Annotated in this window: 26 protein-coding genes; 14 read left to right on the top strand and 12 right to left on the bottom strand. The window is 65.8% G+C overall.

Translation table 11 applies throughout. The annotated features are described in order from the left end of the window. Window positions 1-357 precede the first annotated feature (357 nt). Genes JX552_RS15020 through JX552_RS15010 form a run of 3 tightly spaced genes read left to right on the top strand, consistent with a single transcriptional unit; the run spans window position 358 to window position 3,384 of the window. Window positions 358-906 carry a TetR/AcrR family transcriptional regulator gene (locus JX552_RS15020; protein ID WP_241010567.1) on the top strand — a complete coding sequence of 183 codons (549 nt, stop codon included), beginning with the start codon at window positions 358-360 and terminating at the stop codon, window positions 904-906. Next, entirely contained in the window at window positions 906-2,498 is a 1,593-nt protein-coding gene (gene fadD1, locus JX552_RS15015; RefSeq protein ID WP_205872885.1) for a fatty-acid--CoA ligase FadD1, read from the top strand. Before JX552_RS15020 ends, fadD1 begins: the two co-directional genes overlap by 1 nt. A 25-nt stretch (window positions 2,499-2,523) precedes the next feature. Next, window positions 2,524-3,384 (top strand): NYN domain-containing protein, encoded by an 861-nt coding sequence (locus JX552_RS15010; protein WP_205872884.1) that lies wholly within the window; start codon window positions 2,524-2,526, stop codon window positions 3,382-3,384. Here JX552_RS15010 and JX552_RS15005 read toward each other — a convergent pair. The 3 genes from JX552_RS15005 to JX552_RS14995 are packed head-to-tail and all read right to left on the bottom strand — an operon-like array spanning window position 3,381 to window position 5,886. After that, window positions 3,381-4,052: a hypothetical protein gene (locus tag JX552_RS15005; RefSeq protein WP_205872883.1), complete on the bottom strand. Its 672-nt coding sequence runs from the start codon at window positions 4,050-4,052 to the stop codon at window positions 3,381-3,383. The two genes, JX552_RS15010 and JX552_RS15005, sit on opposite strands and share 4 nt — an antisense overlap. Before the next feature lie 24 nt (window positions 4,053-4,076). Further along, window positions 4,077-4,874, bottom strand: a complete 798-nt coding sequence (locus tag JX552_RS15000; RefSeq protein ID WP_205878107.1) for an SDR family NAD(P)-dependent oxidoreductase — start codon at window positions 4,872-4,874, stop codon at window positions 4,077-4,079. 28 nt (window positions 4,875-4,902) lie between these two features. Next, complete coding sequence (locus JX552_RS14995) at window positions 4,903-5,886, bottom strand: alpha/beta fold hydrolase (protein WP_241011059.1); 984 nt, start codon at window positions 5,884-5,886, stop codon at window positions 4,903-4,905. A 245-nt stretch (window positions 5,887-6,131) separates the two neighbouring features. On the opposite strand from JX552_RS14995, the gene JX552_RS14990 reads away from it, so the two are divergent. After that, entirely contained in the window at window positions 6,132-6,914 is a 783-nt protein-coding gene (locus JX552_RS14990) for an SDR family oxidoreductase (protein ID WP_205878106.1), read from the top strand. On the opposite strand, the gene JX552_RS14985 is transcribed toward JX552_RS14990, so the two are convergent. Next, window positions 6,907-7,824, bottom strand: coding sequence for an alpha/beta hydrolase (locus JX552_RS14985; protein WP_205878105.1), 918 nt, complete (start codon window positions 7,822-7,824; stop codon window positions 6,907-6,909). The two genes, JX552_RS14990 and JX552_RS14985, sit on opposite strands and share 8 nt — an antisense overlap. Before the next feature lie 171 nt (window positions 7,825-7,995). On the opposite strand from JX552_RS14985, the gene JX552_RS14980 reads away from it, so the two are divergent. Beyond that, window positions 7,996-8,370 carry a CBS domain-containing protein gene (locus tag JX552_RS14980; protein WP_431195955.1) on the top strand — a complete coding sequence of 125 codons (375 nt, stop codon included), beginning with the start codon at window positions 7,996-7,998 and terminating at the stop codon, window positions 8,368-8,370. Here JX552_RS14980 and JX552_RS14975 read toward each other — a convergent pair. The 3 genes from JX552_RS14975 to JX552_RS14965 form a co-directional block, all read right to left on the bottom strand. Beyond that, the gene (locus tag JX552_RS14975) at window positions 8,367-9,635 is read right to left on the bottom strand and encodes an amidohydrolase family protein (RefSeq protein WP_205878103.1); all 1,269 of its coding nucleotides are present in this window, start codon (window positions 9,633-9,635) and stop codon (window positions 8,367-8,369) included. The genes JX552_RS14980 and JX552_RS14975 overlap by 4 nt on opposite strands. 84 nt (window positions 9,636-9,719) lie before the next feature. After that, complete coding sequence (locus JX552_RS14970) at window positions 9,720-10,493, bottom strand: class II aldolase/adducin family protein (protein ID WP_205878102.1); 774 nt, start codon at window positions 10,491-10,493, stop codon at window positions 9,720-9,722. Continuing rightward, window positions 10,490-12,115 (bottom strand): class I adenylate-forming enzyme family protein, encoded by a 1,626-nt coding sequence (locus JX552_RS14965; protein ID WP_205878101.1) that lies wholly within the window; start codon window positions 12,113-12,115, stop codon window positions 10,490-10,492. The genes JX552_RS14970 and JX552_RS14965 overlap by 4 nt, the downstream gene beginning before the upstream one ends. A 171-nt stretch (window positions 12,116-12,286) precedes the next feature. On the opposite strand from JX552_RS14965, the gene JX552_RS14960 reads away from it, so the two are divergent. Beyond that, complete coding sequence (locus JX552_RS14960) at window positions 12,287-13,177, top strand: M48 family metallopeptidase (protein ID WP_205878100.1); 891 nt, start codon at window positions 12,287-12,289, stop codon at window positions 13,175-13,177. Between the two features lie 12 nt (window positions 13,178-13,189). Then, window positions 13,190-13,438, top strand: a complete 249-nt coding sequence (locus JX552_RS14955; RefSeq protein ID WP_205878099.1) for a hypothetical protein — start codon at window positions 13,190-13,192, stop codon at window positions 13,436-13,438. On the opposite strand, the gene JX552_RS14950 is transcribed toward JX552_RS14955, so the two are convergent. Then, complete coding sequence (locus JX552_RS14950; RefSeq protein ID WP_205878098.1) at window positions 13,393-15,975, bottom strand: FHA domain-containing protein; 2,583 nt, start codon at window positions 15,973-15,975, stop codon at window positions 13,393-13,395. The genes JX552_RS14955 and JX552_RS14950 overlap by 46 nt on opposite strands. A 185-nt stretch (window positions 15,976-16,160) precedes the next feature. On the opposite strand from JX552_RS14950, the gene JX552_RS14945 reads away from it, so the two are divergent. Both JX552_RS14945 and JX552_RS14940 read left to right on the top strand, forming a co-directional pair. Next, window positions 16,161-17,462, top strand: a complete 1,302-nt coding sequence (locus JX552_RS14945; RefSeq protein WP_205878097.1) for a DUF1254 domain-containing protein — start codon at window positions 16,161-16,163, stop codon at window positions 17,460-17,462. A 46-nt stretch (window positions 17,463-17,508) separates the two neighbouring features. Next, on the top strand, window positions 17,509-17,832 hold the full coding sequence (locus JX552_RS14940) for a hypothetical protein (protein ID WP_205878096.1): 324 nt from the start codon (window positions 17,509-17,511) through the stop codon (window positions 17,830-17,832). Between the two features lie 8 nt (window positions 17,833-17,840). Here JX552_RS14940 and JX552_RS14935 read toward each other — a convergent pair whose 3' ends face one another. Next, window positions 17,841-19,229, bottom strand: coding sequence for a serine/threonine-protein kinase (locus JX552_RS14935; RefSeq protein WP_205878095.1), 1,389 nt, complete (start codon window positions 19,227-19,229; stop codon window positions 17,841-17,843). Window positions 19,230-19,331: 102 nt separating this feature from the next. On the opposite strand from JX552_RS14935, the gene JX552_RS14930 reads away from it, so the two are divergent. Both JX552_RS14930 and JX552_RS14925 read left to right on the top strand, forming a co-directional pair. Further along, the gene (locus JX552_RS14930) at window positions 19,332-19,532 is read left to right on the top strand and encodes a hypothetical protein (RefSeq protein ID WP_205878094.1); all 201 of its coding nucleotides are present in this window, start codon (window positions 19,332-19,334) and stop codon (window positions 19,530-19,532) included. 228 nt (window positions 19,533-19,760) lie between these two features. Next, window positions 19,761-19,925, top strand: a complete 165-nt coding sequence (locus tag JX552_RS14925) for a hypothetical protein (protein WP_205878093.1) — start codon at window positions 19,761-19,763, stop codon at window positions 19,923-19,925. Window positions 19,926-19,997: 72 nt separating this feature from the next. Here the strand turns inward: JX552_RS14925 and JX552_RS14920 are convergent, their stop codons facing one another. Beyond that, the gene (locus JX552_RS14920; RefSeq protein WP_205878092.1) at window positions 19,998-22,196 is read right to left on the bottom strand and encodes a molybdopterin-dependent oxidoreductase; all 2,199 of its coding nucleotides are present in this window, start codon (window positions 22,194-22,196) and stop codon (window positions 19,998-20,000) included. A 193-nt stretch (window positions 22,197-22,389) separates the two neighbouring features. On the opposite strand from JX552_RS14920, the gene JX552_RS14915 reads away from it, so the two are divergent. Then, a complete protein-coding gene (locus JX552_RS14915) occupies window positions 22,390-22,596 on the top strand; it encodes a cold-shock protein (RefSeq protein ID WP_205878091.1) in 207 nt (68 codons plus the stop codon). Between the two features lie 241 nt (window positions 22,597-22,837). Continuing rightward, window positions 22,838-22,996: a DUF6307 family protein gene (locus JX552_RS32355; protein ID WP_241011058.1), complete on the top strand. Its 159-nt coding sequence runs from the start codon at window positions 22,838-22,840 to the stop codon at window positions 22,994-22,996. Between the two features lie 180 nt (window positions 22,997-23,176). On the opposite strand, the gene JX552_RS14910 is transcribed toward JX552_RS32355, so the two are convergent. Both JX552_RS14910 and JX552_RS14905 read right to left on the bottom strand, forming a co-directional pair. Then, entirely contained in the window at window positions 23,177-24,427 is a 1,251-nt protein-coding gene (locus JX552_RS14910; protein WP_205878460.1) for a fatty acid desaturase family protein, read from the bottom strand. A 353-nt stretch (window positions 24,428-24,780) separates the two neighbouring features. Continuing rightward, on the bottom strand, window positions 24,781-25,374 hold the full coding sequence (locus JX552_RS14905; RefSeq protein WP_205878090.1) for a hypothetical protein: 594 nt from the start codon (window positions 25,372-25,374) through the stop codon (window positions 24,781-24,783). Window positions 25,375-25,646: 272 nt separating this feature from the next. On the opposite strand from JX552_RS14905, the gene JX552_RS14900 reads away from it, so the two are divergent. Continuing rightward, entirely contained in the window at window positions 25,647-26,858 is a 1,212-nt protein-coding gene (locus JX552_RS14900; protein ID WP_205878089.1) for an MFS transporter, read from the top strand. Window positions 26,859-26,870 lie beyond the last annotated feature (12 nt).

The raw sequence follows: 26,870 nt of genomic DNA, 5'->3' as shown, positions 1-26,870 counted from the left end.
CGCCGTGAGAGACAAAGCGGTGCGACCGGATCGGCAGTAAATTAATTGGACGCATGGACGTGTATTTCATTGACACCGCCAGCCGGGTATCCGCGAACAATTGTCCTTGTAAATGCGGTTGACAATTGCTAGTCAGACGATCGTGGTGGCGAGTCAATTCGCGCGGTTCCGGCGGGGTGCACGTGCCATCCGCCGGGGATGGCATAACCTAGCGGTCGCAATGTTTTAGTACGACGGGGAGTCCATCCCGCATGACAAGTAGGTGATCTCGTGACAATGTCCGGACGAGTTGCTCCGACGCGGCCCGCCCACGGCAATCAGCTCCGGGCCGAGCGGACACGCGCCCAGGTGATCGACGTGACAGTTCAGATCGTGCTCAGCGAAGGCATCGCCGCGGCCAGCGGACGCCACATCGCCGACACCGCGGGCGTCACCTGGGGCGTGATCCAATACCACTTCGGTGAGCGCGACGGCCTGTTGATGGCGGTGGTGGACCTGGGCTTCGACGAGTTGCTGGACGCGTTGAACTCACTGCCTGCCCCGACGGACACAACCACGACGCGAGAGCGGGTCGAGTCGGCCGTGACCGCTGCCTGGCAGGCCATGTCGACACCCACCGCGCGTGCGGCGACGGAGATCCTGATCGGTACCCGGGCCACCCGCGGAGCGTCCACGGATGAGCACGTCACGCGCCTCGGCAAGGCGTTCAACACCCTGATTGCCGGCATCAACCGCGATCTGGGCCCGACACAGAACGCGGCCATCGCGGAGCTGATGCTCACCACGCTGCGCGGCATGATCGCCAGACAGCTGTTTACCCACCGGCCCGTCGACACCACCAGGGAACGTCGACTGCTCGTCGACATCGTCAGCAACTACCTCGACACAGCAGGGACATCAGGTTGATGACCGAGACGATCCAGGCGCTTCTTCGCCGCCGGCAGTCGGATTCCGCGATCGCGCTGAAATGTGATGGGCGGCAATGGACTTGGCGTGAATACCTGACACGGGCAGCGGCGCAGGCGGCGGCGCTGCTGGGCAGCGCCGACCAGGCCCGCCCGATGCACATCGGCTCGTTGCTGGGGAACACCCCCGACATGCTCGTCCAGATGGCGGCGGCCGGTCTAGGCGGATATGTCCTGTGCGGACTGAACACCACCCGGCGAGGCGAAGCGCTGGCCGCTGACATCCGCCGCGCGGATTGCCAGATCATCGTGACAGATGCCGAACACCGCGCGCTGCTGGACGGGCTGGACCTGCCCAACACGCAGATCTTCGACACGTCGACATCCCCGTGGGCCGAACTCGTCGCGGGCGCCGGTCCGCTGGTCCCGTATCGGCAGGCCGAAATGATGGACCCGTTCATGATGATCTTCACCTCCGGGACGAGTGGGAACCCCAAAGCCGTGCTGGTGTCACACCTGATGCCGGCATTCGCCGGGATCAATTTGGCCGAGCGGTTCGCCCTGAGCGAGCGGGACACCTGCTATGTCTCGATGCCGCTGTTTCACTCCAACGCGGTGGTCGCGGGCTGGGCGCCGGCGGTGGTCTCCGGTGCATCGATGGTGCCGGCGAAGTTCTCGGCGAGCAATTTCCTCGCCGATGTCCGCCGCTACCAGGTCACCTACATGAATTACGTCGGCAAACCACTGGCCTACATTCTGGCCACCCCGCGCCGCCACGACGACGCGGACAACACGTTGCGGGTGGCTTTCGGCAACGAGGCCAACGAGAAAGATATCGAGGAGTTCGCGCAGCGCTTCGGAGTACAGGTCGAGGACGGCTTCGGGTCCACCGAGAACGCCGTCATGGTGTTGCGCGAACCGGGCACGCCCCGCGGCTCGATCGGCAAGGGGGCCGTCGGGGTCGCCATCTACAACAGCGAGACCGTCACCGAGTGCGAACTTGCCCGATTCGACGAGCACGGTGCGCTCAGCAACGCCGATGCCGCGGTGGGTGAGTTGGTCAACACCACCGGATCGGGTCTGTTCACCGGTTACTACAACGATCCGCAGGCCAACGCCGAACGCATGCGCCACGGCATGTACTGGTCGGGAGATCTCGCCTTCAAAGACGCCGAGGGGTGGATCTATCTTGCCGGACGCACCGCCGACTGGATGCGGGTGGACGGCGAGAACCTCGCGGCAGCGCCGATTGAGCGAATCCTGCTGCGCCACAGCGCGATCAATCGCGTCGCGGTCTACGCCGTGCCCGATGAACGGGTGGGCGACCAGATCATGGCTGCTGTGGTGCTGCAACAGGGAGTCCCGTTCGACCCCGAATCGTTGGAATCCTTCCTCGCCGCGCAAGCCGACCTCTCCCCCAAGGCCCGTCCCCGATACTTCCGAATCTCAGCAGATCTGCCCAGCACCGCCACGCACAAAGTGCTCAAGCGCCAGTTGATCGCCCAAGGAACCGCCGTCGATGCGGACGATGCGCTCTGGGAGCGCGACGAACGCGGCACGGCGTACCACATCAGGTCCCAGGCTGGCCGTTGACGAGGCGATGCCGGACGATGTCGGCATGACCGACTCCAGCGCGACCCGAGTGGCCGTCTACTTCGACTTCGACAACATCGTGATCTCGCGCTACGACCAGGTACACGGTCGCAACTCCTTCCAGCGAGACAAAGCCAAGGGCCTGGACAAGGACCGCCTCCGGGCAGCCACCGTAGACCTGGGCGCGATCATGGACTTCGCGTCCTCGTTCGGCACACTGGTGCTGACCAGGGCGTACGCGGACTGGTCGGCGGAGGTCAACGCCGCCTATCACGGACAACTGGTCGGCCGGGCCGTCGACCTCGTGCAGCTGTTCCCGGCAGCCGCCTACGGGAAGAACGGCGCGGACATCCGGCTGGCCGTCGACGCGGTCGAGGACATGTTCCGGCTACCCGACCTGACACATGTCGTGATCGTGGGCGGCGACTCCGACTACATCGCGTTGGCGCAGCGGTGCAAGCGTCTGGGCCGCTATGTCGTCGGTATCGGCGTGGCGGGCGCGAGCAGCCAGTCCTTGGCTGCCGCCTGCGACGAGTTCGTCACCTACGACGCGCTGCCCGGGATCTCGACCACCATGGCGAACCCGCCGCCCAAGAAACGTGCGCGTCGCGCGAATTCCGGTGAACCCGACGACGAGCCGCCGGGACCCGACCCGCAGGTCGCCGCGACCGGGCTGCTCGAGCGCGCGCTGCGTATCGGGCAGGAAAAGGACGACGTCGAGTGGCTGCACAATTCCGTGGTGAAAGCGCAGATGAAGCGGATGAACCCGTCGTTCAGCGAGAAGTCGTTGGGATTCAAGTCGTTCAGTGACTTTCTGCGGTCCCGCAACGATCTCGTCGAGCTCGACGAGAGCACCACGACGCGCATGGTGCGCCTGAAGAACTAACGGCCGATCTCACCGAGGATGCCGCGCTCGATGCTGGTTCGGGTGTTGTCGGGCAGCACGATCAGGCCATCGAGTTCGGCCCGCGCCAGTTGATATGCGTGCTGGCGTTCCTGGGTCGTTGCGGCGGTGTCGGCGGCGATGCGCAGCAGATTCTGTGCCCGCGCCAGTCGCTGCCTTTCCTCTTTGGAGAAGTCGCTGTTGCGCCTGCGCATCGCCTCGGCTTCCGCGGTGTTGAATGCGGTCACGTAATCTTCCACCGCTTCGAGGTACTCGCGCGCCGCGTCGCGATCATCGAAAAGGTCTTCGGCCCGCAGCGGGCGGTGCAGGTCAGCTCGCAATTTGGCGCGGTGGAAGCGGGTGGTCAGCGGCTCGCGCATATCGGTCATGACCGGGAAGTCCAGCAGCCGGGTGGCATCGAGTTCGTACTCCAGCCAGCGGGCATCGGTCTTTTCATGAGCGTCTATGGCGCGCTTGATCGCCTGCCAGTGGGCCGCGGGGTTTCCGGGTGCCGACGGCCGCGCCGGCGCGCCGGAGATGCCGTCCGGCGAATCAGCGGGTCCCGCTGTCCGCCGGTTCATGGCCGAGATCGCCTTGATGCCGGCCGCGATCAAGCCGATCAGCGGCAAGGCCAACAGCAGCAGTTCGACCAACCGGAACAGGACACCCACGAACGCCAGGATGCCACTGATTTCTCAGCGCTTGTCGATCTGGCCGGCGGCGATCTCATCGGCCGCCTTCGCCGCAACGCCCCCGACCAGGCGGGAGGCCAGTTCAGGCACGTTGGCCGCGAACCGCGCCAACGCGCGCTGTCGCAGCGGCGCCACGGTGACCTCGCCTCGGTTGCGTTCGATCGCGCTCACCACCGCGGCCCCGACCTGCTCGGGTGTCCCGGTGCCGATCAGCGGGGGTGCCGAAGCACCGGAATCGGCGAACATCCCGGCGCCACCGATCGCTCCCGGGCTGACGACCGAGACGCCGATCCCCACGGGCCGCAGGTCGTCGCGCAGGCATAGGGCGAAACCACGCAGACCGAACTTCGTCGCCGCATAGAGCGACGCGCGCGCCGTCGCGGTCTTGCCGGAGATCGACGAGATGTAGACGAAGTGCCCCGATCCGCGTGCGGTGAATGCCGGGATGAGCTCCCGGGTCATCTGCACGGGCACCTCGAGATTGACCCGCAGCGCCCGGTCGACCTGCTCGGCGGTGAAACTGTCGAGCTTGCCCGAGGCCGGCAACGCCGCGTTGGCGACCAACACGTCGATCGGACCGGCCTCGGCCAGCAGCGCAGGGCCCTCCCCGGGCTGCGCGAGATCGCTGACGATCGTCCGGTGCCCGCTGCCGGGCAGCGAGGCCACCAACTCGTCGAGTTCCCGGGGTTTACGGGAACTCACGATCAGCCGCGCTCCGCGCCCGGCGAGCGCCTTGGCCATCGCTCTTCCCAGACCGCCGGTCGCACCGGTGAGCAGAACAGTCTTACCCGCTAAGTTCATTGGCAAGACGGTAGTCGAATCGTGAGGGTCATGACGCGGCGGCGGCGTCCGGCAGCCCATAGCGCATCGCCCAGCTTGCCGCCGTCCACGCGGGATTCCGGTGCAAACCCATGGCGCGGTTGATCGCGGTGGTGACGCAATGTGGAGCCTCGAGCAGCAGCATGTGCCCGGCGCCGGGTTGCTGGACGTACATCGCCCCGGGGATCGCCGCAACCAGATCCCGGGCATGAGCATCCGGGGTGGTGATATCTGCGCCGCCACTGACGACGACGGTCGCGGCGTCGATGGAAGGTAGTGCATGGTAAACGTCGTATTCGCCGAGATTGAGCAGGAAACCGGCTGCCGTCGCGGGTGCCACGGCGCGGGTCGATTCCGTTGCCAGGGAGGCGAATCCGGTATGGCCGATATCGCGGCCGCAATACCTCGCCAGGGCCGCGCGCAGGGGGCGTATCACACACCGGATGGTGGACTCCGTCGGTCGTCGCGGCATGCGGTTGACGAGATCGAACAACACCCGCGCGGTCGGACTGGCCAAAAGGCGACCCAGCCCCCGCTCCGATATCCGGCCGGCCGCGGCAGCGACCAGGACGAGGCTCTCCGGCTGCACTGGCCGTGCGGCGGCGGGCAGGCTCAGATACGCCAGCGCGGTCATCCCGCCCAGGGAATGGCCCGCCAGGGTGACCGGCCCGGTAACCCGCAATGCCTGAAGGACATCGGCGAGATCGGCGGCCAGCCTCTCGACACGATAGGTGTCCGTGGGGGCGCCGGTCGAGCGGCCATGGCCACGGTGGTCGTAGGACACGATGCGCAACGCACTGCCCCACCGGCTGGTCAACTGCCGGATCTGAATGGCCCAGCTGTCCTGGGTCAGGCACAGGCCGTGCATGAGAACCACGGTGTGCAGCGGCTGACGCCGGCCGTAATCACGGACCGCCAGCCGCACCCCGTCGCGCGTCAGCACCGATCGTTCGGTGTAATTCGACTGTCCCACAGTAGCATTCGGATCGGGCACGGTGTACTCCTGACGGATGTCCTGGTCGGGCAGATGGTTGCCCGCTGCTTGTCGCGGTTGAAGTTACGGGCCTTCGGTGGTTGCCGCGCTCTTGTGCGCAATAGCCACGCAAGAGGTGATCTGCAGGTTTTGCGCGTTGTGCGCAGGGCCATACGAACAGGTGGACGATGTATGGTGATGCGAGCTGACCTCCGGACAACGAGGTGTGCCACCATGGACGATGCGCGCAACAGTCAGGAGATTCAATGCCGAACCGGTTGGCCGACAAAGTCGCTCTCATCAGTGGCGGGGCCCGGGGCATGGGCGCATCCCACGTTCGGGCACTGGTCGCTGAAGGTGCCAAGGTGGTGTTCGGCGACATCCTCGACGACGAGGGCGCCGCCGTTGCTGCCGAAGTCGGCGATGCGGCGCGTTACCTGCACCTTGATGTCACCGATCCCGCGCTGTGGGACGCAGCTGTCCAGACCGCCCTGACCGAATTCGGCCGGCTCGACATTCTGGTGAACAACGCCGGCATCATCAATGTCGGAATCCTCGAGGAATACGAGCTTTCCGAATGGCAGCGGATCCTGGACATCAACCTCACCGGCGTCTTTCTCGGTATCCGTTCGGTCGTCAGGCCGATGAAGGCCGCGGGCCGGGGGTCGATCATCAACATCTCCTCCATCGAGGGACTGGCCGGTACGATCGCCTGTCACGGTTACACCGCAACAAAATTCGCGGTTCGGGGTCTGACCAAGTCGGCCGCCCTGGAGCTCGGTCCCAGCGGGATCCGCGTCAATTCCGTCCACCCGGGGCTGATCAGGACACCGATGACCGAATGGGTGCCCGAGGATATCTTCCAGACCGCGCTGGGCCGCATCGCCGAACCGCAGGAAGTCTCGAACCTGGTGGTGTACCTCGCCAGCGACGAATCCAGCTACTCAACCGGATCGGAGTTCGTCGTCGACGGTGGCTGCGTCGCCGGTCTCGGCCACAAAGACTTCTCCGCGGTCGACACCGCTGAGCAGCCGGATTGGGTTACCTGAGCGCGTCGCGCAGATGCTGGCACTGACTGGCGAAGAACGACAACGAAATCGGCGAGCTAGGCGCGAGCAGGTCGAAGGCATGGAACGCTCCGCCGGCGATGTGTTCGTGCACATCCACGCCCGCACCGCGCAGGCGCTGCGCATAAGAGACGCATTCTTGATAGAAGAGGTCGAGGGTTCCGACCCCGATCCAGGCGGGCGGCAGCCCCGATAAGTCGGCACGCCGTGCCGGCACCGCCTCCACGGGGTCCGCCCCGGCCAGATACCACTTCCAAGCCAGCTGATTGTCCCGCTCGCTCCACATAATGCGTTTGCGGCCATCGGGTTTCGCGCCGGTGCGGTCATCGAGCATCGGATAGACCAGCAACTGGAACACCGGCCGCACGTCTCCGCGGTCGTGTGCGCGCTGGGCCAGCGCGGCCGCGAAGTAGCCGCCGGCGCTCGCGCCCCCCACCGCGATCCGGGCCGGGTCGACCCACGGTTGGCGCTGTAGCCACAGCAGGGCCGCGTAGCAGTCGTCCAGCGGAACCGGATAGGGATGCTCGGGCGCCAGGCGGTGCTCCACCGCGACCACCGCCACCCCGGCCAGGTGGGCGAGCTTGCGGCAGTACCGATCCTCCTGCGCGGCACCGCCCATCACGGTTGCGCCGCCGTGGATCCACAGCAGCGCGGGCGCCGGTCCGGGCAATGCGGCCGGCCGGTGCACCCGCACGGTCACGTCCGCGTCGACCGCGGCCACCGGCACGTCGCGCTCCCGTCCGGTTACGGCCGCCAGCCTCATCAGCGCGCGGGGAACCCCCAGGCCACGATGCAGCCCGTATCCCCGGGGCAGGATTCGGGCAATCGGGCGCAGGCCGGGGTCGACCGCTTGCCGCGCGGTGAACGCGTCGGCGGGAAACTGATTGCTCATCGCCGTCGACCATACATTCGCCGGTAGTCGTCGGTCCGTGGGAGCAATGGGCCACCGGTAACCAAGGCCACCAGATTTAGGGACTGAAGTCACTAGAGCCGGCGGGCGTGCCGTGACGAACATGGTGACGTGACTGCCTTCTCTGCTGTTGGGAACTTACCGATTTCCACTGTGACCGGCGATCCGGTGTCGCGCGTTGCCGCCGACGCGAGCCTCGCCGACGCCGCGCGAGCAATGGTGACCGACAACGTCGGCGCGATGGTCATCGGCGACGGCGACAAGCCCGGCGCGCTGGTGAGTGAACGCGACATCGTCCGCGCGGTGGCGGCAGGAATGGACCTTGCTGCCGTCCGGGCCGTCGAGGTGGCCAGTACCAAACTGGTGTGGTGCGATGCCGACGCGACCATCGACGAAGTCGCGAACCGGATGATGGAACGCTACATCCGCCACATCCTCGTGGAACGCGACGGCGAACTGGTGGGCATCGTCTCTGCCCGCGATGTGCTCGGCGTCTACTGCTCGGAAGCCGAACTCGACAACAGTTAGAACGCGTCGGGATCCCGCTGCACCGCGGCTGGCACCGGGTGCCGGTAGAGCCGAGACGCGTTCTCCCAGGTTAACTTCCGGATCACGTCGGCCGGCAGGGCGCCGATCTCCTCGTGGACGGTCTGCTGGGTGTGCGGCCACGTCGAATCGCAGTGCGGATAATCGGCTTCCAGCATGATGTTGTCCACCCCGATGCGCTCGTACTGCACGAATGACGACTTGTCCTCGACCGCGCAGAACCAGAAATTGCGCTTGAATACCTCCGCGGGCGTGAGTGTTTCGCCCAAGGCGCGCCAGGTGCCGTACATCTCGTGATAGCTCAGCATGTGATCCAGGCGGTCCAACAGGCCGGCGACCCAGCCGATCCCGCCTTCGGACAAGCAGATCTTGAGATCGGGGAACCTGCTCGGCAACCCCGAGTACAGCCAGTCCACCGCGGCCGAGATCGCGTAGGCGAAGAACAGCACTCCCTGCACATCGGGCGGCGCGTCCGCCGTGGTCGACGGCGACGAGCCGGAGGAACCGATGTGCAGATTGACCACCGTGCCGGTCTCGGCACAGGCCGCCATCATCGGCTCCCAGTGAGCCGAATGAATGCTTGGAAATCCCAGCATCGCAGGGTTTTCGCTGAACGTCATCGCGTGGAAGCCGCGCTCGGCATTCTCATAGATCATCTTCGCGCCCAGCTCGGGATCCAGCAGCCAGGGCAACTGACAGGGAATGATCCGGCCTGGATACGCCCCGGCCCACGCTTCCAGGTGCCAATCGTTCCAGGCGCGGACCGAGGCCAGTGCGAGCTCCCGGTCGTTGGTCACCTGCTGCAGTCGCTGGCCGGCGAATCCGGGCAGGAACGACGGGAAATTCAGCGAAGCATAGACACCGTTGAGGTTCATGTCGCTGATCCGGTCGTGGATATCCCAAGCACCCCTGCGCATTTCGTCGAACCGGACGGGTTCGAATCCGTACTCCGACACCGGCCGCCCCACCACCGCGTTGAAGCCGACGTTGGGCAGCACCTGCCCGTCGTACACCCAGGTCTGGCCACCTTCGGCGGTGTCCACCACGGTGGGCGCGCGGTCGGCGAATTTGCGTGGGAGACGCCCGGCGAAGGTATCCGGCGGTTCGACGATGTGGTCGTCAACCGAGATCAAGGTGTAGCGGCGGGCGGCCCGGGGCGGGTCCGGCAGCAACGTGACCGTGCGTTGATCGCCGGTCTTGGCGGTGGTGAAGTTGAGGTCGGCGGCCAATTCGTCGATCGATTTCATGCCGGGTCTCCTTACTTTGACGAGCAGACGCAAAAGCCCGCCGGAGCGTCCGCTCCGGCGGGCTTTTGCGTCTGCTCGCGGGGGCTAGGTGAGCACATCGGGGTCGGCCTTGATCGTCATCCGCGCCGCGCCCGACCAGTACACGTCGGCGGCGCGCTCGATCAGCGAGGCCCGCATGCCCACCATGTCCGACCACTTCATCCGCGACGGTTCGGCACCGGTCAGCATCACGTCGTAGGCCAGCCGGCACACCCTCTCCACTGATGCCGCCCGGTATACGGCTTCGGGCAGGGTACGGCCGGTCGCAATGACACCGTGATTGGCCAGCAAGGTCAAATTCGCGCCACCGATGCGGGCCGCCAATTCGGCTGCGCGAGAGGGCGTATCGATCTCACCGTCGTATGCCTCGACCAGGCACATGTCGTCCAGGAACAGTGATCCGGTCTGATGTACCAACTCGGGAAGCCGGCCGAGCGCAGCCAGCACACAGACGTAGTAGGGGTGGTTATGGATGACCACCCGGGCGTCCTCGCGGACGCGGTGCAGTTCGGTGTGGATGTGGATGGCCGGCGTGACATCCCAGCGGCCCCGCACCACGCGGGCATCGGCGTCCACCTCGCAGATGTCCGACGCGGTCAGCTCCTGCCACCACAGGCCCCAGGGATTGACCAGCATGTCGGTCTGGCCGTCGCGCTGCCACGTGATGTGCCCGGCCAGGTTCTCGGCGAAACCGATCGAGGCCAGGTGACGAAACGCCACGGCGAGCGCCTGCTCGTCAGACAGGTCCGCCCCGATCGGCGGCACTACCGACGGCGCCCACACCTCCAACCCGCCGCGCCGCGCCCGGGGAGCGTTCATAGGCCGGCCTCCATATCGGCTCGAAGATTCTTGCGCAGTTCACCTTTGGCGACCTTGCCGCCCGACGACCGGGGCAGCTCGTCGACAACGATGAGCCGCTCGGGCAGCAATTCCTTGGAGACCCCCAGCGCCAGTAGATGATCGACGAGTTCGGGCAGGTCGAGGGTGCGGGCATCGACGAGTTCGGCGTACAGACAGACTCGTTCACCGAACACCGGATCGGGCATCGGCACCGCAGCGGCCAACCCCAGCGCCGGGTGCGTCATGGCGGTGTCCTCGACCTCGGCGGCACTGATGTTCTTGCCGCCCCGCACGATGAAGTCGGACGTGCGGCCGGTGACGCTGAGGTAACCGTCCGCATCGATCTCGCAGAGGTCGCCCATCCGCATCCACCCGTCGCGGGTGAACAAGCTGTCGTGGTCGGTCCCCCCTTCCAGCCCGGTGAGGTAACCGAGGCTGGTCGCCGGACCCCGGCAGGCGGGTTGGCCGCACCCGCTCTCCGTCACGTCGCGATCGCCGTCGAAGAGGCGAACCTGCATCTCCGGGACGATCCGCCCGCCGGTGCGCAGGCGGCGATCCAGGGTGTCGTCCAGCGTGGTGCCACTGAGTAGGCCGGTTTCGTTGGAGCCGTAGAACTGCAAAATCGTGGCTCCGGTGAGTTCCTCGAATGCCGAGGCCGACCGGTACGGCAACGATTCGCCACCGGTGAACACCACCCGCAGTGAGCTCAGGTCCGTCTCGCGGACCACCGGGTCGGCCATCAGCATCGTCAATTGCGAACTGACACAGAATAATACGGTGATCCGGTGCCGTGCGATCGCCTCACACGCCGCCTTGGCGGTGAATCGCTGCAGCAGTACCGTGGTGGCTCCTAGATATATCGGGCTGGTGTGGCTGGTCCAGATTCCGAAGCCGAACGGCATCGGTACGACGGGCAGGAAGATGTCCCCGGATGTGAGCAGCCCGTTGGCAACCGCCTTCTGGTGGAAATAATGCCAGCGGTTCTGGGTGTGCACGACGCACTTGGGCAGCCCGGTCGTGCCGGATGTCGAGTTGATCAGGAAGACGTCGTCGGGACCGAGTTGTACCTCGGCGCTCGGTGGCGCCGGCGCCGCGTCGACGTCGAGGCGAAGCGCCGCACCCACACCGCTGAGCTTCTGCACCGCTGTCGACAGCGCCGCGGCCACCTTCGCCGCGGCAGCGCTGCGATCCTGATCGGTGATCAGCAGTGTCGGTTCGGTGCTGCGCAGCAGGTGATCGACCTCGCGCGTGCCGGCGCGAGCGCCGATGCCGACGACGACGGCACCGCAGCGTTCGACGGCGACGAACAGGACATGGATGGCGGCGGTGTCACCATGCCAGACCGCGACCCGGTCACCGCTGGTGACACCCCACCCGGCCAGCTGACCGGCCAGCGCGTCGGCCGCTGCGTCCAATTCGGACCAGGTCAGGGCGCCGACGGGATGGTCGATGTAGGCCATCCGGTCCGGTGATCGCCGCGCGTTGGCGCGAACCGCGTCCGACAGCGTCGTATCCGTCCACCAGCCCGCCGCGCGGAAAGCCGCCGCATCCGCGCCCGTGAACGCCGGCGATCGCAAGATGCTCAGTGCGCTGGCGGTCATAACGGAATGATAGGAAAGCCGGCGATGACGCAGGTCACCGGCTGCTGCCGGGCCACCGCGCTGACCAGCATTCCAAGAATCCTTGGAGAACCTTTCAAGGGTTGCTGCCGATCCTGATATCGCCCAGCATCCGCCCGGGCGCAGACCGACTTCAGGAGTCCAGCGACCGTCATGGCCATTGTCGATTCACCGACCCACTACCACCCGCACCCGCCGAGCGGCTTCCGCGACCAACCGAGGCGCCACCCGTGGGAGATCGCACTGCTCGTCCTGGTGATCGCTTCCAGCGTCGTGCTGTATCTGATCGCGTCCGCGGTGGTGCTCTCCGGCAAAGCCAGCCTGCTGTGGCTGTCTGTGCTGGCCACGCCGCTCGTACTGTTCCTCGCCCGCGGGCTGAACTATGGGCGGCAGCGGACGAACGGCGTGAAGATGTCGCCCACCCAGTTCCCCGAGGGCTATTGGCTGGTCGTCGAGGCGGCCCAGCGGTTCGGCCTGCCCGAGGTGCCGGATGCCTACGTCGTGCTTGGCAACGGCCAGATCAACGCCTTCGCCAGCGGGCACGGCTTCCGCCGCTACGTCGTGGTCTACAGCGACCTCTTCGAGGTCGGCGGTCAGGCTCGCGATCCCGAGGCGCTGGCCTTCGTCATCGGCCACGAGGTGGGCCACATCGCGGCCGGCCACGCGTCGTATTGGCGCCAGCTCAGTCAGCTGGCCATGAAAATTCCGTTCCTCGGACAGGCCCTGTCCCGATCCATGGAGTACACGGCCGACAACTACGGCTATGCGTTCCGCCCGGAAGGCGCCCGCCGTGCCATCGGCGTGTTGAGCGCGGGCAAATACCTATTGCGCTGGGTCGACTTCGACGGCATGGCCGACCGCGCCGGCTCGGAGACCGGCTTCTTCGTGTGGCTGTCCAACGCGCTGGCGTCACACCCGGTGAACACCTGGCGCGCATCGGCCCTGCGCAACCGCGCGGTCGCGGGCGCCTTGTTCTTCCGGCCCCGGCAACCGGCGCCGGCACCGCAGTGGCCAGCACCCGCCCACTCCCCCTGGCCCAGGTAGGTGCGCCCGGCAATGAAGACGAAAGTCGTCGTGCTGCTGGCCGGCTGGGCCGTCGCGGTGGTGCTGCTCCTGCACTACGTGATGCTCAGCCGGGCCGGCCTTCCGGGAGGCTGGATGCTCTACCTCGGCCTTCCGGTCACCGCGGCCGGAGTGCTGTTCGCGCTGCTGCTGGCGAACGTCGGGTCAGAATGGGAGACCAAGACCCTCAGCGGTGGTCAGCCGCTCTTGAGGCGGATCTTCCAGCGCACGAAGCTGAGGTAGAAAATGCTGAGCACCACCAGCATCGCCATGTCGAACGTCCACGCCCCGGCCGTGTGTTTCCAGTGCGCATCCTTGGGGACCTGCGGCACCGGACAGAGTTTGGTCAGGTCGATGGTCGACGCCGATGTGGCGAAACCCCACCTCGCCGGGGTCACCCACGACATCTGATCCAGCCCGAAGCGGTTCGTCACGGGAATCATGCCGCCGGAGAACACCAGCTGGGACATGACCGCCACCACCAGCAGCGGCATGATCTGCTCACTGGTCTTGGCCAGCGACGACAGCACCAGCCCGAGCATGGCCGAGGCGACGGTCGTCGCCGCGATGTCCACATACAATTCCAGAGCTGGACTTCCCAGCACCACGGCGCTGGCCTTCGGACCGGGCTTGCCGAGTAGCGCGATCACCGTCACGATCGCGGACTGGACGAGCGCCAGGATGGTGTAGACGCACACCTTGGCCAGCAGGTAGGCGGTGGTAGACAGCCCGACCGCCTGCTCGCGCAGGAAGATCGCCCGCTCACCGATGAGGTCGCGGATGGTCAGCGCCGTCCCCATGAAGACCGCTCCGACGTTGAGCAGCACCAGAATCTGCGCCGGCTCGGTGGGTGCGTCACTCGTCAGTGGCGGCGCGTTGAATCCGACGTCGCCGGGCACCGACATGGACAACGAACCCATGATGAACGGCAGTATCGCCAGGAAGATGAAGTAGCCGCGGTCGGAGATGATCAGCCGTAACTGCCGTCGGGCAATCGTGGAGAACTGCCGGACCAGGCTGGTGTGCGCCGCCTCGCCCAACTCGGCGGGTTTCTCCGTCGGTGGTACCGGGGGCGGCGGACCCGTCTGCGCCAGATACCGGGCCTTGGCACCATCCGGGTCTTCGGCCACCGAGCTGAAGATGTCGGCCCAGTTGGTGGTTCCCATCGACGGACCGATCTGGCTGGGTGGCCCGCAGAACGCCGTCTTGCCCCCGGGCGCCAGCAATAGCACCTGGTCGCAGACGTCCAGGTAGGTCAGCGAGTGCGTGACCACCAGCACCACGCGACCGGCGTCGGCCAGCTGGCGCAGCATGGTCATGACCTGGCGGTCCAGGGCCGGGTCCAGGCCGGAGGTCGGCTCGTCGAGGATCAGCAGTGACGGCCCGGTGAGCAGCTCCAGCGCCACCGAGGCACGCTTACGCTGACCGCCCGAGAGCTTGTCGACTCGCGTCTCGAGGTGCTTGGTCATCTCGAGTTCCTCGAGCACCCGGGCAACCACCTGTTCGCGGTCCTCTTTGGTGGTGTCGGGTGGCAACCGCAGCTCGGCGGCGTACATCAGCGCCTGCTTCACCGTCAACTGCCCATGCACCACGTCGTCCTGCGGGACCATACCGATCCTGCTCCGCAACGAGGCGTACTCGGCGTGCACGTTGTGTCCCTCGAACGACACGGTGCCGCTGGTCGGGTGCGTGTATCCGGCGACCAGTTTGGCGAAGGTCGACTTGCCGGCACCGGAGGGACCGATGACGGCCGTGAGCATGCCCGGCCGCGCGGTCAGCGAAATGTTGTCCAGCAGGGTCTTGTTGCCCTCGATCGTCCACGTCACGCCGCGGACGTCGAGACCGCCGGTGCGAGTCTCCAGCAGGCTCTCTTCACGGCGGGACAGCGCGCCGTTGGCGAAGACGAGGTCGATGTTGCCGATGGTGACCACGTCGCCGTCACGCAGCATCGCCGATTCGACCCGGGTGCCGTTGACGAACGTGCCGTTGATGCTGCGGTTGTCGCGGATCTCCGTACCGCCAGGGGTCGGGATCAGCGTGGCGTGGTGCCGGGAGGCCAGCACCTCGGGGATGACGATGTCGTTGTCGTCGGCGCGCCCGATCTTGACCGCACCGGGTGGCAGGTCGCCCGCCTTGCCCGGGCGCAGGATCTTCATCATCGAGGTCCGGCTGCCCGCCTCGGCGGTGCGACCGATCACCGGGGGCGGCTGTTGTTGCGCCGAGGACCGGTAGATCTGCGGTGCCGGCTGCTGCATCGGCTGGGGGCCCGACGGGTAACGGGGCTGCGGACCCGACGGTGGCTGGCCCGGGGTCGCTGCCGGCATCCGCGCGGTGGACGGATGTTGTTGCGGGGGGCCGCCCCAATTGGCGCCGCTCGGCGGCCCGCCTTGAGCTGGAATGGGTCCGCTGGGTCGCGACGGGATCGCCATGGCAGTCGTCGCCGGGGGGCGTCCGACCGAGCCCTGGTTGCGCCGGCCGACTTCGAAGTCGAGCGCCGGTCCGTCCGGGTTGCCGATGTTGACGCGCTGACCGTCCTGGATGTCGACGACCGGCACGCGGCGGTTGTTGACGTACAGGCCGTTGAGGCTGCCGTTGTCGATAGCGACCCATCGACCCTGGTCGTAGCGAAGCAGGAGGTGCACGCGCGAAATCAAAGGGTGTGCAACACGGACATCCGCGCGCAGATCACGGCCAATGACGACGTCGTGGCCTGCTGCGAAGGTGCGTTCGGCTCCGTCGTACCGCACGGTCAGCACAGGCGGGGCGGCTGTTTGAGTCATCGCAACCAACTTTATCGGCAGGGACGCCAACTAAAGAAGCAGGACGTCGTATGTAGCCGGGCGGGTAACCGGGCGGGGCTCGTCAGCCGCACGCGGTGGCCCCCGAAGCCGCTGCGAACGCTGACATTTCGATCTGCTGAGTTCTATCCTTCAATCCGCTGGCGCATCCGGCCGAAGGAGAGAACTTGACCACCTTATCCGACGATCTGCGCACCTTGAGCTACGAAGCGTTCGTGTATTTCTACCCGCTGGTCACCATGGACGTCACCCGGTTGCAGGCGTTCAACTCGGCACCCGGCTCGCGGCCCGGTTTCGGCCCGCCCAACCAGTTCTCCCACTTGCGGGCGTTCCCGCCTGCGGAGTTCCGTTCGGTGGTGCGGCCGAACTTCGACACGCTCTACTCGATCGCCTGGCTCGATCTGAGCAACGGCCCGGTCAGCCTGCACGCCGACGACACCGACGATCGCTTCTACATGCTGCCGATGCTGGACATGTGGTCCGATGTGTTCGCCAATCCCGGCAAGCGGACCACCGGCACCGGACCCCTCGATCTGGTGATCATCGGGCCGGGTTACACCGGGCAGCAGGCTGCGGGCGCAACCGCCATAATTGCGCCGACTCCCTACGTCTGGCTGATCGGTCGTACCCAGACCAACGGTCCGGACGATTACCCCGCGGTGCACAAGATTCAGGACGGCTACCGCATCACCGGCCCGCAGTCTGCGATCGAGCCCGATCCGAACTACGACGTCAACACCGAACCGCTGAAAATAGTCAACGGCATGAGCGCCGTCGACTATTTCTCCTATGCCGCCGAACTGCTGCGGGTCAATCCACCCCATCCGACCGACTTCTCCATCCTCGCCCGGCTCGCCCTGCTCGGCATCCGATGCGGCGAGCCGTTCGACGCCCAGCGATTCAGCGCCGAGCAGCTGGTGCAGATCGAACAGGGCCGACACGACGCCCTGGCGGACATGCTGGCGGCGGGCCCCCGGCTGGCGGCCAGCGTGAACGGCTGGATCAGCCTCGGCGAGGGCATGGGGGTATACGGCAACAACTACTTCCGCCGAGCGGTGGTAGCCCTGATCGGTCTGGGGGCCAACCCGCCCGAAGACGCGGTCTATCCCCTACTGGGCGCCGATGCCGACGGGAGCCCGGTCACTGGTGACAACGACTACGTCATCCACTTCGACGCGGGCAAGCTACCGCCCGTGGACGCTTTCTGGTCGATCACCATGTACGACGCGGACGGATTCCAGGTGGCCAACGAGCTGAACCGGTTCGCGATCGGCGACCGCGACCCACTGCGTCACAATGACGACGGCTCGCTCGACATCTATATCCAGCACGAGAACCCCGGACCGGAGCGGGCGGACAACTGGCTACCCGCTCCCCGCGGCCCCATTGGAGTGACAATGCGGCTGTACGCACCCCGGCCGGAGGTCATCACCGGCCGCTGGTCCGCGCCGCCGGTTCGCCGGGTCTGACACGCCGCACGCGAATATGCTGTACGCCCACCGGAAGGAGATCTGCATGCGCCCGCAGCACCTGAGTTCCTGGCGGCGAACCGGCGGTGCGATCGCCATCACGGCGCTCGCCATCACCGCTGCGCCAGAGGTGTTCGCCGCCATCACGGTGCCATCCGGAGCGGCGGTGGCCGATGTGTGCGTCAATGCCGGACGGCGCATTTCGGTCAGCGGATGCACCAACATCGCCGACGCCGTCGCCCCCTATGCCCCACCGCCCACGGACTACGCGCCATTGCCGGAGGACTACCCGCCGCCCCCGCCGCCGGCCCCGAACATCAACGTGTGCGCGAACGTAGGCCGGCGCATCAGTGTCAGCGGGTGCGTCTAGCTCCCCTTTCAGGGCCGGCCGTTGCCGCGGCGGATTTCCTGCAGGCACTGCAACCGGGTCTGCCCGGTTTGTTCCATGCAGACGCGAACCGGCGTCTCCTGCTCACTGGGCGCCGGCGTCTCATTCGGTTCGAGAGTGGCGCTGACAGTCGGGCTGGCCGCGGTGCCTTCGGTCAGCGACCAGATGCTGGTGTTCGTGCCCTGGATCATCGAGCAGTAAGCCGTCGCGCCCGTCTTCGTGGTGCCGAGGCTGCCGAGCGGGAAACAGTCGGCGCCGATTGCGACGACCGGGATCTCCGGAGCGGACGTCACGGTTGGGGCGACCCCCGCCCCCGTGGTGGAAGCCGGCACCGAGGTGCTCGCCGGCGGTTGCGAGCGGGGCGTCGCACGCTCTTCCTGATCCGCACGCAGGTACTCCTGGAGTGCGAAGACGACCGCAACGACCAGCAGGATCCCCAGTAGCGCCGGCACGATGACAGCGGGACGCAGCAGCGAGCGCTTGGACGCGGGCGCTCCGGCGGCGGACAGGGACAGGCTCGTCTCGTCTGGATCTCCGGCTCCGCCCAGGTTGTGGCTGAGGGCACGCGCAAAATCGATGCAGCGCAGGTAACGATCCTTGGGGTCCTTGGCGAGCGCCTTGGCGAAGACCGGGTCGAGATTCGACAGTTCAGGACTGCGCTCGCTGATGGCGGGGGGCGAGGCGCTGAGGTGTTGGCTGATCACCACCGCAGGATTGGTGTGCTGAAACGGAGGCGAACCGGTGAGCAGCTGATACGCCGAGGCGGCAAGCGCGTACTGATCGGCCCGCCCGTCGAGGTCGTTGCCCATCAACTGCTCGGGCGCCGCGTAGGCCACGGTTCCCACCGTCATGTTGGTCGCGGTCAATCCCGTCGATTCCCCCACCAGACCCGCGATGCCGAAATCGGCCAACAGGATCCGCCGGTCCGGTGAGTCCGGTTGGGCGATCAGGATGTTCGCGGGCTTGACGTCGCGATGCAGCAGCTTGTGCAAATGCGCATAATCGAGCGCCTCGGCGACCGCGGTGATGATCTCGACCACTTCCGGGCCGGGCATCCCGTTCGGGTAGCGCTCCTCAAGCAACTCCCCCGCGTCGGTGCCGTCGACGTAGTCCATGTCGATCCACAGCTGACCGTCGGCCTCGCCGCGGTCGTGCACCGCGACGATGTGCGGGTGCCACAGCGTGGCCGCGGTGTCGGCTTCGCGGTGAAACCGGTCGCGGTACTCCGTGTCGGCCGACACCTCCGCCTTGAGGACCTTGAGCGCGTCCTGGCGGGGCAGCCGGGGGTGCTTGGCCAGATAGACCTCACCCATCCCGCCGGATCCCAGCCGCTTGATGACGGTGTACCCGGCAAACGTCGATCCTTCGTCGAGCGCCATGGCCGCATAGTAGCCCGCACGACGATCCCGGAAACCGACGATGGGCCTGTGCACGGACATGCTTGGCGTTTTCACCGCCGGACAACGGGTAGTTTGGCGTCCATGCCCGAGCGCGACGACACCTTCCCCGACGACGTGCCCATCGCCGACGCAGCTGAACAGCTGCGGTCAACGGTGGATTCGCCCGAGGATGACGAATATGCGGGCCAACCCGGCGAGTTGCCGCTGGAAGCGAGTCCTGCGGACTGGCAGGAGCAGCAGGAAACGGTGGTGATCGATGACGAGTTGGAGGCATCCGACTGAGTTGCCGCGTCGGGCCGCCGCAGGCACCCTCAGCTAACAACCGTCTGAGCGACCGCGGCGCGTCGGGTGTCGTCGGGTGGCGCCGAACAAGTCCGGGCTGTAAATGAGCCGTCAATGTCTGGTAAACACCGCGCCGCCCGCGTCGCGGACAACGCCGACGAGAGCATAGATTCGAGGAGGCCGGTGATCAGAGGGGTGCCCGGACCAGTCCCACCACTAGGAGGCGTCATGCCGACAATCGAGACGCGACTCCGCCAGCAGTTGCGCAACTACGCCGTCGAATTGCGTCAAGTGGCCTACACGCTGCCGAACGGAGTCGGCGAGCACGATTTACTTCGGCTGTCCGACCAGATGCGGGCCGCGGCAGATCAGGTGATCAGCAAACGCGCTTAGCGCTGCGCGGACGTGGTCGCAGGCCGTCCGGCCGAGCTGTTGCGGGAGTACCGCGCAACTGGTCTACCGCGATCAGCTGACGGTGACCGGGATCCCATTGAGAACGCCGTTGCCCGACGGCTCGTCGACCAAGGTCGGCGGGGCGAGCACGTTGGTGTTGACCCCTGGTGAGCTGTTGGCCACCGACAACCGGGTCCCCGGCTTACCGTGACCCCAGCCGTGTGGCATCGACACCACCCCCGGCTTGATCGCGTCGGTGATCTCGACCGGCACCTTGATCTCACCGGACTCCGACTTGACGGTGACGATGTCCTCGTCGGTGACGTGGCAGCGCGCCGCATCCTGCGGGTGCATCAGCAGCGTGCAGCGATCTCTGCCCTTCATCAGCGCTGGCACGTTGTGCAGCCATGAGTTGTTCGACCGAAGGTGCCGGCGATTGACAAGCACCAGTGGATCGGCAGGGCGGTGCAGCCGCTCGGCCAGCCTGGACAGATCGTCCAACAGGTACTGCGGTGCGAGCCTGATCTTCTTGTCCGATGTGCCGAGAATATCGGGCAGTTGCGGCACCATCGGGCCGAAGTCGATCCCGTTCGGGTTGACCTTGAGCCGCTCGAGGGTGAGGCCGCCCGGGTTATCGCCATAGCGGTCGCCGAAGGGACCCGTGCGCAAGGTCAGGTCCAGCATCCGCTCCGGACCGCCGTGATCATAGAGCCGGCGGATGGTCGCGCCGTCCAGCCCCTTGGTGAACGCCAGATAGTCGAAGAAGCCGTCGTCAATCGCGGCGACGTCGACATCCTCTGCCGGAGTGCCGGTGCACAGTCCGGTCAGGCGGATCAAGATCTCCCACTCATGCGGCCGCTCACCCGGATCGAACACCGGGGCGGAGTAGTTGGCGAAGCTGCGAATCGCGAACTGCAGCAACAGATCATCGTGATGCGGCTGCTCGAGAGGTGACAGGCCAGGCAGGATCACATCGGCATGACGAGTGGTCTCGTTCAGCCAATTATCAACGGAGATCATGGCGTCCAGCATCGGCAGCGCCTCGTCGAGCCGGTCGCCGCCGGGCGAGGAGAGCACTGGGTTACCGGCGATTGTGATCAGCGCCTTGAGCTGTCCCTCCCCCGGCGTCGCGATCTCTTCGACCATGCACGACACCGGGACCTGCCCGAGCACCTCCTTCGCGCCGCGCACCCGAGTGTGCCAGCGGCCGAACTCGGGCGCGCCGTCTTCGAGGCCCGGCAGTGACTGGGTGGTGATGGACCAGGCCGCCGGCCGCGGGAACATCGCGCCGCCCGGAGTGTCGAAGTGTCCGATCAGGATATTGACCACGTCGACCAGCCAGCTGGCCAGACTGCCGAATTCCTGATTGCACAGACCAATACGGCCGTACACGACCGACTTACCGGTACCGGCCAGTTCCCGGGCCAACTCCCGAATGCGGTCTTCGTCGATGCCGGTGACGGCGCTGACCCGGCGCGGCGGCCACTCCGCGGCGACCCTGCGCATGGTCTCCACGCCGTCGACGTGGGGACCGGGCGCGACCAGATCCTCATCGAACAGTGTGTGAGTGACGGCAAGCAGCAGCGCCGCGTCGGTGCCGGGCACGATCGGTAACCACTCATCGGCGTGATCGGCAGTGCGGGTCCGTACCGGATCGATCACAATCACCTTGCCGCGCTTACGAATCGCGTCGATCAGCCCCATCACATTCGGTGCCGCCAGCAGTGAGCCCTGTGATGCGGCGGGGTTGGCGCCCATGATGACCAGCAGGTCGGTGCGTTCGACGTCGGGCACCGGGAAGTTCCACCAGCCGCCGTACATCAGGTGTGACGACAGGTTCTTCGGCCACTGGTCGACCGTGCCCGGCGAATAGGTGACCGGGATGCCCGACATGCCCAGCAGCACGCCGGCATACCGGGCCAGCGAGAACGAGTGTGCCAGCGGATTGCCGGTGTAGGCCGTGACGGCACCGATCCCGTGTGCGCGGATCACCGGTGTCAGCAATTCGGTGCAGCGCCGAAAGGCGACGTCCCAGCCGACCTCCTGCCACTGCCCACCGACCTTGACCAGCGGCTGGCGAATCCGGTCGGGGTCGTCATGCAGAGCCGCCAGCGAAGCGCCCTTCGGGCAGATGTGCCCGCGGCTCCACACGTCTTCGCGATTGCCGCGAATGCTGGCGACCTTCCCGTCCTGAATCCGAACATCCAAGCCGCACATCGCTTCACACAACGGGCAGGTATGCAGATACCTGCCGTCACCCACGCTCGTCATCCGCATAGCTTATTGCGCTACGGGCGGTAGCGGAAGTATCGGCCGAGCAGGCCACGGTGCAGCGGAGAGGCCGCGGCGTCGATGCCCGGGTGGCAGATTCAGTTGCGCTACCGGCGCCCCCTCTACTTTCCCATCTGTTACGTTGAATTATGGGTGTAGCTCATTACGTCCGCTTGAAGAGAGAGAAGTTTATATGACACAGGGCACTGTGAAGTGGTTCAATGCGGAGAAGGGCTTTGGTTTTATCACCCCTGACAGCGGCGAAAAGGATGTGTTCGTCCACTATTCCGAAATTCAGGGGGGTGGCTTCCGTTCTCTTGAGGAAAATCAACGAGTTCAGTTCGACGAAATCACCCAGGGGAACAAGGGCCCACAGGCGGTCGGCGTAACCGCCATCTAGCGGCAGACCACGAAACCTCCGGACTGAACGAAGATCTTCCCGCGTTTCAGCTTCCGGAGTTTTTGTGGCGCAACGCTTCTGGTAATCGCAAAAAGCTCGTCTGCTAATTGGACCAAGCACCATGGCAGTCGGCATCGGTGCGGTCGCTCGCTCGCGACATCCGCTGGGCCGCCGATAGAGTAAAGTAATTGTTGTCGGGCGATTTCCTGTGAGCGACTGCGCTCGACGGAACAGGAAAAACATGCCATCTAAGTCAACACTTCGCACGCCCTACGACGTCCGCGTGAATCTTGTCGAGGAAACGCTCAAAAAGAACTCGTCGCTGGACGAGGACGCCGCGCACAAGCTTGCCGTCGAGGTACTTCGTGCACTGAACTCGATCCCGGAGACGATTCGCTGATCTGGCCGCCAGGCCCCTCGATGGATGGCGAAATGCCTTGATTGGCAAGAAAACCGGTGCACGCTCTCGCCGGCAAGAAGCTGTGCCGACATACGTGAAGCGCCGGCTGAGCCAGCAGCGCATGTCGCCGATTGACGCTTCGCGCCAGCAGCGCCGACTCGGCAGGGTCGCAGAATCGGCCTAGGTGGTCCGCGAGCTGCGACGCCACCGGTGTATCGCGGCAATCGCTGTTTTGAGGCCACGACGGCGCCCTGTCGCTGGGTCGTGTCCGGCGAAACCGGCTCCCAGTGGCGCGAACATCTGCTCGCTGCGGGTCTCCGGAGCGTCGTCGGCCGTGTCGCGCAAAAAGTGGTCAGGCAGAGACAATTTGGCAATGGTCCGCCACACCTTTGCGTACTGCATCAGGAACGAACCCGTGGTGTAGGGAAGGTCGTACTTGTCGCACAGCTGCCTGACCGGCACCGAGATCTCGTGCAGCCGGTTGCTCGCGAGGTCCGGGTACAGATGATGCTCGATCTGGTAGCAGAGGTTGCCGCTCATGAACCCAAGCACCGGGCCTGCCGCAAAGTTGGCGCTGCCCAGCATCTGCCGCAGATACCACTGACCTTGCGTTTCCGCGGTCATGTCGGTCTCCGCGAACTTCTCTGCGCCGTCGGGGAAGTGCCCACAGAAGATCACCGCATTCGCCCACACGTTGCGAATGAGGTTCGCGACCAGGTTGGCCTTGAGGGTCGATCGGTACGTCGCCGCGGGCGAGAGCGAGGTCAGCGCCGGGAACGCGACATAGTCTTTGAAAACCTGCCTGCCGGCCTTCACTGCGAACTCGCGGATCAGTCGGACCGTCAACTCACGCTCGGGGCCGCCTTTGAACGTCTTGCTGAGTTCTATGGGCTGCAAACCGATTCCCCATTCGAATCCGAGCGCGAGGACGGCGTTGAACAGCAGGTTGCCGATGTTGCGCCGCTGCCAGGGTTGGTCGCGGGTCACTCGCAGAATGCTGTAGCCCACGTCGTCATCCAAATCGAGGATGTTGGTGTACTTGTGATGCTGGAAGTTGTGGGTGGATCGCCAATGTTTCGACGCACCGCTCATGTCCCACTCCCACGTCGAGGAGTGAATCTCAGGGTCGTTCATCCAGTTCCACTGGCCGTGCATGACGTTGTGAGCGATCTCCATGTTCTCGATGACCTTCGCCAGACCTAGTGTCACCGTTCCCGCCCACCAGGCCGGACGCTTCGAGCTACCGGCCAGCATGAGTCGGCCCGCCACGTCGAGGAAGCGTTGTGCGGCAATCGTGCGGCGGATGTAGCGCGCGTCGCGTTCCCCAAGCGAATCCTCGATGTCCAGCCGGATCGCGTCCAGCTCAACACCCAGATTGTCGATATCCGTGTCGGTCAGGTGAGTGAAGGCCGCGATGTCGGTGATCGCCATGATTTCCTCTTCGGTGGGGTTCAGATCCAGGTCGCCCGGCCGTGATCGCACCCACTAACCGCATCGGCGAACAGGATCCACGAACTCGTGGCTGTAACGACTGCAGGACAGGGACGGTCGGTGCACTACTGCTTCATTGCGGTGTACCGGGCCGGTGCACGAAGGGCGGGCGGAATGATGCATCCTGCCTGCCCGGAACGGCGTGAAAGGAGTGTGCGGCGTTAGCAACTGCTCATCAAGTTCGGCGGCGTACAGCTGAACTTTCTCCGCACTGGCTGACGTACTCAGCAACTACCACGCTACACGCCGGGAGCGCGCCGAACTCGTTGACGACCGCCCGCCGGCCCAGATCGTTACCCGAGGGGATTTCGAATGCTGTCACTGCTAGCTGCGTCCAGGATGAGCATGGCGGCGGTGTTGCGGTCGGTGCCCGCGGCATCAGTCAAAGCATCGAATTCGCGATGAGCGTGCGCCGGCGTGTGGCCGCGACTTATCAGCACTCCGATGGCTTGGTTGAAGGCGGAAGCCGCGCGCAGCCCTATCCCGGCATGCGACTCCTCCACCACCCTGACGTCACGATCGAGCGCGAAGGCGCTGGCCGGCCGCCCGGTCAGCCACGCCAGATCCGCAGCGAGGTCGACAAATGATCCCGGCGTACCCGCGTATAGGACGAGGTCGACCGACGGCGATGCCCGGCCGCCACCCCCACCAGGCATTGTCATCGTCAGCGAGGCGCGGACGCCTCCGGCTGCACCGTCGGCCAAAGTGGTGAATGTGAAAGGTGGCTCCGCGGCATCGACAGTCAAGCCCAGACCGAGGTAGCTGGAAACGGCCGCTTCGACCTCAGTGGCCAATCGGAGGACATTGCACAGCACGTCGGACCCGGGCTCATCGAGAGCGGCGGTGAGGATGTCCAAATCGGCGGCCAGAGCCGAAACGATCTTCATGACGGGTGCTCCGCCGGGCGCTCCCGAGCGCTGGTCAAACCTACCGGTGCCAACGCAAGCAAGTCGCGTGCGCGGTGGGGAATCCGCGATGCAAGCCAGGACCCGTCGCGTCGATCATCACCCCAACGTCCAACCTACGCTGCCGGCGCCTCGTGGTCCGTACGCCAGCGATGTACCGGCCCCGGTAGTCTCGCAACCCATGCAATACCGGATGCTGCAGAGGGCGCATCGACGGTGATGCTGCCCATCGGCGATAAACGGCCCCGTCTATCGTGAACGCTCCGGCGGTCGGCCCCAGCACCTGGTTGACGCGCAATGTGTGGGTGTTGTCAGCGGTTTCGTTTCTCCAAGACACCGCAAGCGAACTCCTGTACCCGCTGCTGCCGATCTACCTCACCGCCGTTCTCGGTGCCCCGCCGGCCGTCGTAGGAGCCGTCGAAGGCGCTGCCGAGGGGGCGGCGTCGTTGTCGAAACTGACGGCGGGTCCACTCGGCGACCGCTTTGCGCGGCGGCCTCTGATCGCGGCGGGTTACGGCATGGCTGCGCTCGGTAAAGCCATCGTCGCGGTCGCCGGTGCATGGCCCGGGGTGCTGGCGGGACGCGTGGTCGATCGAATCGGTAAAGGTGTTCGGGGCGCGCCGCGCGACGCACTCCTGGTGGCCGGAATCGACGAGTCCAGCCGCGGTCGCGTCTTTGGCTTCCACCGCACCATGGACACCCTCGGCGCCGTCCTCGGACCCCTCATCGGGCTTGCCGGATATGAGTTCTTCGACCACAGCATCTCGCCGTTGCTCTATATCGCGATCATTCCCGCCGTCCTGAGCGTGGCCCTGGTCGCGTTGGTGCGGGAACGTCCAGCACCGGTTGAGCGTTCGGACAGCCAGTCGCGGGCGGCTCGCCTGCGTGAACTGCCGGGTCGGTATTGGCGCACGGTTGTCTTCCTGACAGCTTTCGGCGTCGTCAACTTTCCCGATGCCCTAATCCTGTTGCGCCTCAAAGAAATCGGATTCTCGGTCGCTGAAGTGATACTGGCCTACGTGGGGTACAACATGGTGTATGCCTTGGCCAGCTACCCGGCCGGCGCACTCGCTGACCGCATCCCCAGGCCTGCGGTGTTCGGGATCGGCGTGGCGTTCTTCGCCGGCGGCTACCTCGGGCTCGGACTCACCACCGACAAGGTCGCCGCGTGGCTGATATTGGGGCTGTATGGGCTATTCACGGCATGCACCGACGGTGTCGGAAAGGCGTGGATCTCTGGACTCGTCCCGGCCGACCTGCAGTCGAGCGCCCAGGGCATCTTTCAGGGCATGACCGGATTCGCGATTTTGTCGGCCGGCCTTTGGGCCGGTCTGCTCTGGGGGGCCAATGGCCGAGTTCCGCTGCTCCTCTCAGGAGCTGTCGGCGGCTGCATTGCGGCGTTGGTGCTCCTACAGTCCGTCGGGGGCTGGATACGCACTAAATCCTCTGGTGCAGTGAGTAATTGATTGACAGTGGCG

Origin of the sequence: Mycobacterium gordonae, from assembly GCF_017086405.1 — a bacterium.
Taxonomy (GTDB): Bacteria; Actinomycetota; Actinomycetes; order Mycobacteriales; family Mycobacteriaceae; genus Mycobacterium; species Mycobacterium gordonae_D.
This window is presented reverse-complemented; position numbering and strand designations above follow the sequence as displayed.

What these genes read in the sequence shown, in the direction of transcription:
- JX552_RS14955 (WP_205878099.1), top strand. Translation starts at nt 13,190, where the DNA reads ATGAAGACGAAAGTCGTCGTGCTGCTGGCCGGCTGGGCCGTCGCGGTG.
- JX552_RS14960 (WP_205878100.1), top strand. Translation starts at nt 12,287, where the DNA reads ATGGCCATTGTCGATTCACCGACCCACTACCACCCGCACCCGCCGAGC.
- JX552_RS14905 (WP_205878090.1), bottom strand. Translation starts at nt 25,374, where the DNA reads ATGAAGATCGTTTCGGCTCTGGCCGCCGATTTGGACATCCTCACCGCC.
- JX552_RS14965 (WP_205878101.1), bottom strand. Translation starts at nt 12,115, where the DNA reads ATGACCGCCAGCGCACTGAGCATCTTGCGATCGCCGGCGTTCACGGGC.
- JX552_RS14985 (WP_205878105.1), bottom strand. Translation starts at nt 7,824, where the DNA reads ATGAGCAATCAGTTTCCCGCCGACGCGTTCACCGCGCGGCAAGCGGTC.
- JX552_RS15010 (WP_205872884.1), top strand. Translation starts at nt 2,524, where the DNA reads ATGACCGACTCCAGCGCGACCCGAGTGGCCGTCTACTTCGACTTCGAC.
- JX552_RS32355 (WP_241011058.1), top strand. Translation starts at nt 22,838, where the DNA reads ATGCCATCTAAGTCAACACTTCGCACGCCCTACGACGTCCGCGTGAAT.
- JX552_RS14940 (WP_205878096.1), top strand. Translation starts at nt 17,509, where the DNA reads ATGCGCCCGCAGCACCTGAGTTCCTGGCGGCGAACCGGCGGTGCGATC.
- JX552_RS15000 (WP_205878107.1), bottom strand. Translation starts at nt 4,874, where the DNA reads ATGAACTTAGCGGGTAAGACTGTTCTGCTCACCGGTGCGACCGGCGGT.
- JX552_RS14935 (WP_205878095.1), bottom strand. Translation starts at nt 19,229, where the DNA reads ATGGCGCTCGACGAAGGATCGACGTTTGCCGGGTACACCGTCATCAAG.
- JX552_RS14910 (WP_205878460.1), bottom strand. Translation starts at nt 24,427, where the DNA reads ATGGCGATCACCGACATCGCGGCCTTCACTCACCTGACCGACACGGAT.
- JX552_RS14915 (WP_205878091.1), top strand. Translation starts at nt 22,390, where the DNA reads ATGACACAGGGCACTGTGAAGTGGTTCAATGCGGAGAAGGGCTTTGGT.
- JX552_RS14930 (WP_205878094.1), top strand. Translation starts at nt 19,332, where the DNA reads ATGCCCGAGCGCGACGACACCTTCCCCGACGACGTGCCCATCGCCGAC.
- JX552_RS14975 (WP_205878103.1), bottom strand. Translation starts at nt 9,635, where the DNA reads ATGAAATCGATCGACGAATTGGCCGCCGACCTCAACTTCACCACCGCC.
- JX552_RS14925 (WP_205878093.1), top strand. Translation starts at nt 19,761, where the DNA reads ATGCCGACAATCGAGACGCGACTCCGCCAGCAGTTGCGCAACTACGCC.
- JX552_RS14950 (WP_205878098.1), bottom strand. Translation starts at nt 15,975, where the DNA reads ATGACTCAAACAGCCGCCCCGCCTGTGCTGACCGTGCGGTACGACGGA.
- fadD1 (WP_205872885.1), top strand. Translation starts at nt 906, where the DNA reads ATGACCGAGACGATCCAGGCGCTTCTTCGCCGCCGGCAGTCGGATTCC.
- JX552_RS14920 (WP_205878092.1), bottom strand. Translation starts at nt 22,196, where the DNA reads ATGACGAGCGTGGGTGACGGCAGGTATCTGCATACCTGCCCGTTGTGT.
- JX552_RS14970 (WP_205878102.1), bottom strand. Translation starts at nt 10,493, where the DNA reads ATGAACGCTCCCCGGGCGCGGCGCGGCGGGTTGGAGGTGTGGGCGCCG.
- JX552_RS14990 (WP_205878106.1), top strand. Translation starts at nt 6,132, where the DNA reads ATGCCGAACCGGTTGGCCGACAAAGTCGCTCTCATCAGTGGCGGGGCC.